Source organism: Actinomadura darangshiensis, from assembly GCF_004349235.1.
Classification (GTDB): Bacteria; Actinomycetota; Actinomycetes; order Streptosporangiales; family Streptosporangiaceae; genus Spirillospora; species Spirillospora darangshiensis.
This window is the reverse complement of sequence record NZ_SMKY01000432.1, coordinates 1-5,783: the sequence shown is the minus strand read 5'-3', so window position 1 is coordinate 5,783 and position 5,783 is coordinate 1. Positions and strand designations below refer to the sequence as shown.

Annotated in this window: 5 protein-coding genes; 2 read left to right on the top strand and 3 right to left on the bottom strand. The window is 73.0% G+C overall.

The genetic code is table 11. The features are described from left to right. Window positions 1-15 precede the first annotated feature (15 nt). Genes E1293_RS43710 through E1293_RS43700 form a run of 3 tightly spaced genes read right to left on the bottom strand, consistent with a single transcriptional unit; the run spans window position 16 to window position 2,644 of the window. On the bottom strand, window positions 16-675 hold the full coding sequence (locus tag E1293_RS43710) for a DUF47 domain-containing protein (protein WP_207939463.1): 660 nt from the start codon (window positions 673-675) through the stop codon (window positions 16-18). Then, window positions 672-1,652, bottom strand: a complete 981-nt coding sequence (locus E1293_RS43705) for an inorganic phosphate transporter (RefSeq protein ID WP_132205530.1) — start codon at window positions 1,650-1,652, stop codon at window positions 672-674. The genes E1293_RS43710 and E1293_RS43705 overlap by 4 nt, the downstream gene beginning before the upstream one ends. Beyond that, window positions 1,649-2,644: a Gfo/Idh/MocA family protein gene (locus E1293_RS43700; protein WP_132205528.1), complete on the bottom strand. Its 996-nt coding sequence runs from the start codon at window positions 2,642-2,644 to the stop codon at window positions 1,649-1,651. Before E1293_RS43700 ends, E1293_RS43705 begins: the two co-directional genes overlap by 4 nt. A 249-nt stretch (window positions 2,645-2,893) precedes the next feature. Here E1293_RS43700 and E1293_RS43695 point away from each other — a divergent pair, with 249 nt between their 5' ends. Together E1293_RS43695 and E1293_RS43690 are read left to right on the top strand one after the other, a co-directional pair. Further along, window positions 2,894-3,913 (top strand): SDR family oxidoreductase, encoded by a 1,020-nt coding sequence (locus E1293_RS43695; protein WP_132205526.1) that lies wholly within the window; start codon window positions 2,894-2,896, stop codon window positions 3,911-3,913. 29 nt (window positions 3,914-3,942) lie between these two features. Further along, a complete protein-coding gene (locus tag E1293_RS43690; protein ID WP_132205524.1) occupies window positions 3,943-5,748 on the top strand; it encodes a thiamine pyrophosphate-requiring protein in 1,806 nt (601 codons plus the stop codon). The last annotated feature ends 35 nt before the right edge of the window (window positions 5,749-5,783 follow it).

Sequence of the window (5,783 nt, the reverse complement as noted above, 5' to 3'; positions counted from 1 at the left end):
GATGCGGGGAGGGGATCAGTGACTGCGTTTGAGCATCGCGTCCGAGAGCGCGTCGGCCGCCTCGCCGAGCCGCCGCCCGACCGCGTCCAGCCGGTCGAGCAGCTCCCGCCTGCGCAGGACGTCGATGTCGAGGGGGCCGGCGAACAGGCGGGCCAGCGCGGCCTGCCGGTTCTCCCGGACGCGGTTGCCGGCCTTGCGCGCGCCCAGCGCCGCGATGGTGACCGCGGCGGGCTCGGCGAGGACCTTCCGGACGGCGGTGTCGAGGGCGGTCAGCCCCTCCAGCACCGCGTCCAGCGGCGGGACGGCGAAGCCCAGCTCGGGCGGCCCGAACAGGTCGGCCTCGCGGACGAAGTCGCGGAGGTTGTCCAGGACGTCGTCGACGGAGCGGGAGAGCCGGTAGAGGTCCTCCCGGTCGATGGGGGTGGCGAGGACGCCGTGCAGCATCGCGGCGAGCGCGGCCCGCTCGGCGTCCCCGCCGTGCTCGATGACGGCCATCCGGGTGCGGGCCGCCCCGGACGGGATCCGCCCGGCGGCCAGCTCGCGGGCCAGGTCGGCGCCGTCGCGGGCGGCCCGGAGCTGCCGGGCGACCTGCCCGATGACGCGGTCGCCGGACCGGCCGCGCAGGTCGTCCCAGACGAGCCGGATGCGCCGGGCGGGCCGGACGGCGGCGCTCACAGGACCCTCGCCGCCGCGCCGCCGAGCGTCCCGGCGGCGAACGCGAGCGGCAGCGTGAACAGCCACGCGGCGCCGATCCCGAGGACGTTCTGCCAGCGCACCCGGGAGGCGCCCTCGCTGGCGGCGACGCCTACGACTCCGGCCGTGACGGACTGGGTCATGCTGACCGGCGCGCCCGCGAACGAGCTGGCGGCGACGGACGCGGCGGCGGCCGCCTCGGTGGACACGACGTGCAGCGGCCGGGCCAGCACGAGCCCGCGCCCGAGCCGTTCGCCCACCCGGTGGACGGCGCTGAGCGCCCCGGCGCAGAAGACGACCGCGATCGCGATGAGCACGAGCGGGGTGGGCTGGACGGGCCCGATCGCACCGAGCCGCCGCGTGGACACGACGTGCCGCGCGACGCTGACGACGGCGAGCATCTTCTGCCCGTCGTTGGCGGCGTAGGCGGCGCACTGCGCGCTGTAGGCGAGGACGTGGGCGGTCCGCACGGCGCCGGGCATCCCGGTGAAGGACGGCACGCGCCGCGACGCCAGGCCGAGCCCGAACCCGACGGAGGTGCCGACGAGCGGCGCCGCGGCCCCGATCAGCAGGACGAGGCCGAGGCCGCGCCAGGCGACGTCCAGGCCCATGCCGAGCCCGGCGCCGCCGATGCCGCCGACGATCGCCAGGGTCAGGCTCGTCGGCAGGCTCCGCCTGGTCAGGGCGGCGACCACGGCGAGCGCGACCGTCACGCCGAGCAGGAACGCGAGCGCGCCGCGCCGGTCGCCGAGGTCGGTGAGCCCCTCGGTGAAGGTCCGCGCGACCGTGACCGTCACCTGCGGGACGAGGACCAGCGGCACGAGGACCAGCGCCGTCAGCAGCAGCCCGGACGAGCGCGGGTAGCGCCCGCTCAGCCCGAGCAGGGCGGCGCCGTCGTTGACGCCGGTGACCCACACGAAGGCCAGCGCCATCGCGGCGAACGCCATCGCCCAGATCATCGCAGCTCCGCGAGCGCGACCCGGCGGCCCTCGCGCAGCGACAGCGTGGCCGCCTCGGCGATGAGGAACGCCTCCAGCGCCTCGTCGACCGTGCACGGGCTGGCCGTCCGGCCCCTGGCCATCTCTAGGAACGTTCCAATCTCGTTCGCGTACGCCGGCTCGAACCGCTCCTGGAAGTCCGTCCACGCGTCGCCGGACGGCCAGTCGACGCCCGGCTCGGCCGACCGGACCGCGGCGCGCTCGTCCAGGCCGACGACCCACGTGCCGGCGGTGCCCGACAGCTCCATCCGGACGTCGTATCCGGCGCCGTTGTACCGGGAGCCCTGCAGCGTCGCGATCGTCCCGTCGTCCAGGACGAGGACGGCGGCGGTGGTGTCGACGTCGCCGGCCGCGGCGAAGTAGGCGTCCCCGCGGTTGGCGCCGACGGCGGTGACGGAGTCGACCTCCCGGCCGGTGACCCAGCGCAGGATGTCGAAGTCATGGATGTGGCAGTCGCGGAACATCCCGCCGGACGAGCGGACGTACTCGGCGGGCGGCGGCCCCGGGTCCGCGGTGACGAGGTGGACGCGGTGCAGGTCGCCGAGGCGCCCGTCCAGGACGGCCTGCCGGGCGGCCGCGTAGCCGGCGTCGAACCGGCGCTGGAAGCCGACGTGCACGGGCACGCCCGACTTGGCGGCCCGGTCGCGGACCTCCAGCGTCGTCCGCAGGTCCGGCGCGACCGGCTTCTCGCAGAACGCGGGGACGCCGGCGTCGCAGGCCCGGACGAGCAGTTCGGCGTGCGTCGCCGTGGGGGTGGCGATGACCAGCGCGTCCAGCCGCGCGGCGAGCACGGCGTCGGGCCCGCCGGCGCGGGCGCCGAGCGGCCCGGCCAGCGCCTCGGCGCGGCGCGGGTCGGCGTCCCCGATCAGCAGCTCCCGCACCAGGGGGTGCCCGCCGAGGAACCGGGCGTGCCACGCCCCGATCCGCCCCGCTCCTAAGAGTCCGACACGCATGCTGCCTCCCATGGGCTGTCCCGGAGGCCGTCGAGTTCACCCGGCGTTCACCGTGTGTTCATCGTCGCGCCATCTCTCCGGCTTGGAGCATTTCTAGACCCGCGGGCCCCGTCAGTCAATACTTTGTTCTTACATCTAGACGTTCTGACGTGAAGTCATGGCGTCCCGGACGCGCGGCGGGCCCCGCGTTACAGAGCCCTCGACTCGGGCAGTGGGTGTCTGTGCCGGATCCGCCGATGTGAGGACGAGATGAAGCACAAGATCGGTAACGACACCGTCGTCGTGGTGACGGGCGCCAGCGGCGGCATCGGCCGCGCCGCCGCGGTGGCGTTCGCGCGGCGCGGCGCCCGGGTCGCCCTGCTCGCCCGCGGCGAGGAGGGACTGGACGCGGCGGCCGCCGATGTCGGGTCCGCCGGCGGACGCGGCCTCCCGATCCGCGTGGACGTGGCCGACTCCGGCCGCGTGGACGAGGCGGCGCAGCGGGCCGAGGACGAGCTGGGCCCGATCGACGTCTGGGTCAACGTGGCGTTCTCCTCGGTGTTCGCGCCGTTCTGGGAGATCGAGCCGGACGAGTTCAAGCGCGCCACCGAGGTCACCTACCTCGGCTACGTCAACGGCACCCGGGCCGCGCTGAAGCGGATGATGCCGCGCGACCGCGGCGTGATCGTCCAGTGCGGGTCGGCGCTGGCCTATCGGGGCATCCCGCTGCAGAGCGCCTACTGCGGCTCCAAGCACGCCGTCCAGGGGCTGCAGGACTCGCTGCGCGCCGAGCTGATGCACGAGGGCAGCGGCGTCAAGGTGACGATGGTGCAGATGCCGGCGGTGAACACGCCGCAGTTCGACTGGGTGCTGAACCGGCTGCCGCGCCGCCCGCAGCCCGTCCCGCCGATCTACCAGCCCGAGGTCGCGGCGGACGCGCTCGTCTACGCGGCCGAGCATCCCGGACGCCGCGAGTATTGGGTCGGCGGCAGCACGGTGGGCACGATCCTGGCGAACCGGTTCGCGGCGGGGCTGCTGGACCGCTACCTGGCCCGGACGGGCTTCACGTCCCAGCAGACCGAGGAGCGCACCCGCGACGACCAGCCCGCGAACCTCTGGGAGCCGGCCGACGAGGACGCCGACCACGGCGGCCACGGCCGGTTCGACGAGCAGGCCCACCCGCGGAGCCCGCAGCTGTGGGCGGGGCAGCACAAGTACCTGGTGGGGGCGGCGACGGCCGGCGCCGCCGCCGGCGCGGCGGTGGGCGCGGCGAAGCTGCTGCGGCGCTGACGAGACGACGACAGGGAGAAGGAGAGATCATGGCCCAGCAAGTGGCCGACTACGTCCTCCATCGGCTGACCGAGTGGGGCGTGCAGCGGATCTTCGGATATCCGGGCGACGGCATCAACGGGATGCTCGGCGCGTTCGACCGGGCCGACGGGAAGCCGGAGTTCATCCAGGCCCGGCACGAGGAGATGGCCGCGTTCATGGCCTGCGGCCACGCCAAGTTCACCGGTGAGGTGGGCGTTTGCACGGCGACGTCCGGGCCGGGCGCGATCCACCTGCTGAACGGGCTGTACGACGCCAAGCTGGACCACCAGCCGGTCGTCGCGATCATCGGGCAGCAGAAGCGGCAGTCCCAGGGCACCCACTACCAGCAGGAAGTGAACCTGGAGAACCTGTTCTCCGACGTGTCGGAGTACTGCCAGATCGTCATGGACCCCGGCCAGATGCGGCACATCATCGACCGGGCGTTCAAGACGGCGCTGACCACCCGCGGCGTCGCGACGATCATCATTCCGGAGGACGTCCAGGAGTCGGACGCGGTCCCGTCGCCGCCCAAGGAGCACGGTTCCGTCTACTCCAGCGTGGGCTGGAGCCAGCCGCGCGTCCTGCCGGACACGGCGGAACTGCGGAAGGCCGCCGAGATCCTCAACGACGGGGAGAAGGTCGCGATGCTGATCGGCCAGGGCGCCGCCGACGCCGAGGCCGAAGTGATCGAGACCGCCGAGCTGCTCGGCGCCGGGATCGCCAAGGCGCTGCTCGGCCGCCAGGTCGTCCCGGACGACCTGCCGTTCGTGACCGGCCCGATCGGGCTGCTCGGCTCCAAGGCCAGCGACGAGATGATGATGAACTGCGACGTGCTGTTCATGATCGGCACGAGCTTCCCCTACGCCGAGTGGCTGCCGGACGAGGGCAGCTGCAAGGGCGTCGAGATCGACATCGACGGCCGCATGATCGGCATCCGCTACCCGATGGACGCGCACGTCGTCGGGGACGCCAAGGAGACGCTGCGGGAGCTGATCCCGCTGCTGCGGCGCAAGGAGGACCGGTCCTGGCGGGACGAGATCGAGGAGAACGTCCGCACCTGGGACACCGTCATGCAGAAGCGGGCGGGCCAGAGCTTCGACGGCAAGATCAACCCGCAGGCCGTCGCGCACGAGCTGTCCCCGCTGCTGCCCGACGACGTCATCCTCACCGCGGACTCCGGCTCGGCCACCAACTGGTGGGCCCGCCACATCAAGATCCGCGACGGGATGAAGGCCTCGCTGTCGGGGACGCTGGCCACGATGGGGCCCGGCGTCCCGTACGCGATCGCGGCCCGGTTCGCCTACCCCGACCGCCCGGTGATCTGCTTCGTCGGCGACGGCGCGTTCCAGATGAACGGCATGAACGAGATGATCACCGTGAAGCGGTACGCCGACCGGATGGCCGGGTCACCGCCGCTCATCTTCGCGGTGTTCAACAACCAGGACCTCAACCAGGTCACCTGGGAGCAGCGCGCGATGGGCGGCGACCCCAAGTACGAGGGCTCGCAGTCGATCCCGGACTTCCCGTACGCCAAGTACGCCGAGCTGGCCGGGCTCCGGGGCATCTACTGCGACGAGCCGAAGAAGGTCACCGACGCGTGGCAGGAGGCCCTCGCCAGTGACCGGCCGGTCGTGCTGGAGTTCGTGGTGGACAACGAGATCGCCCCGATCCCGCCGCACATCATGAAGGACCAGGCCAAGAAGGCGGTGAAGGCCGGGCTCAAGGACCCGCAGAAGTTCGGCATCGCGGCGCGCGGCTTCCGCCAGAAGCTCACCGACATGTACGAGAACATGCCGGGCCGCAAGCACGAGTGAAAGTCTTTCCGGGGGGTGTGGGGGGTCGTCCCCCC